The sequence below is a fragment of the Candidatus Symbiopectobacterium sp. NZEC135 genome (assembly GCF_025962695.1).
In genome coordinates, this window is sequence record NZ_JAGFPF010000478.1 from 1 (window position 1) to 1335 (window position 1335).

Annotated in this window: 1 protein-coding gene; it reads left to right on the forward strand. The window is 55.7% G+C overall.

Translation table 11 applies throughout. The features are described 5' to 3' along the window. Nucleotides 1-91: 91 nt before the first annotated feature. Nucleotides 92-1335, forward strand: a 1244-nt coding sequence (locus J5224_RS28055; RefSeq protein WP_264628396.1) for an alpha,alpha-phosphotrehalase, incomplete at its 3' end; no start/stop codon positions are given.

Consider the following 1335-nt stretch of genomic DNA (forward strand, 5'->3'; position numbering starts at 1 on the left):
TGTACCGTCGGAAACAACGGCTGGGCGCATTGCCCAATGGGTAATTGCGTCCTATAACTAGCGTATAAATAAAGCATAAACAGGCAATGGCATGACAGCACCGCTTCCCTGGTGGCGCACGGGCGTCATCTATCAAATCTATCCCAAAAGTTTTCAGGACAGCACCGGTTCTGGCACTGGCGATCTGCAAGGCATCATTTCGCGCCTGGCGTATCTGCAACAGTTAGGCGTCGATGCGCTGTGGCTTACGCCAGTATATCCCTCGCCGCAGGTGGATAATGGCTACGACGTTGCCGACTACTGCGACATCGACCCCGCCTATGGCACGATGGACGATATGGAAGCGCTGATCGCGCAAGCGCACGGGCGCGGCATACGCATCATTATGGATATGGTGTTTAACCATACCTCTAGCCAGCATCCCTGGTTTGTGCAGGCCCAAACGCCCGACAGCGACTATCGCGCTTTTTACTGCTGGCGCGCGGGAACAGAAACCACGCCGCCCAACAACTGGCGTTCAAAATTCGGCGGCAGCGCCTGGCAGTGGCACGCCCCCAGCCAGCAACATTACCTGCACCTGTTCGCACCAGAACAGGCAGATTTGAACTGGGAGCACGCGCCGGTGCGTGAGGCGTTGCAGGCGGTATGCCACTTTTGGGCTGACAAAGGGGTGGATGGCCTGCGTCTGGATGTGATCAATCTGGTGTCAAAACAGCAGGACTTCCCTTCAGACAGCGAAGGGGACGGCCGACGTTATTACACTGATGGGCCACGCATGGTGGAGTTTCTCCATGAATTCAACCGCGCCGTATTTTCACCGCGCGGGCTAATGACTGTCGGTGAAATGTCCTCGACCACCCTTGAACAGTGCCTGCACTATGCGCCGCTGTCGGGCAATGCGCTGTCGATGACGTTCAACTTCCATCATTTAAAGGTGGATTACCCCGGTGGGGAAAAATGGACGTTGGCAGCCCCCGATTTTGTTCAGTTAAAGGCACTGTTCAATCGCTGGCAGCGCGGTATGCATAATAAAGCGTGGAGTGCGCTGTTCTGGTGTAATCACGATCAGCCACGCATCATTTCTCGTTTTGGCGATGAGGGCGACTATCGCACTCCGTCGGCCAAAATGCTGGCGATGGTGCTGCACGGTATGCAGGGCACCCCCTATATTTATCAGGGGGAAGAGATCGGCATGACCAACCCCGGTTATAACACCCTTGAGCACTATCGCGATATCGAAAGCCTGAATGTCTACGCGGAACGTCTCGCCAACGGCGAAACGCCAGCGCAGGTGTTGCGCATTCTTGCCCACAAATCACGCGATAATGGGCGCAG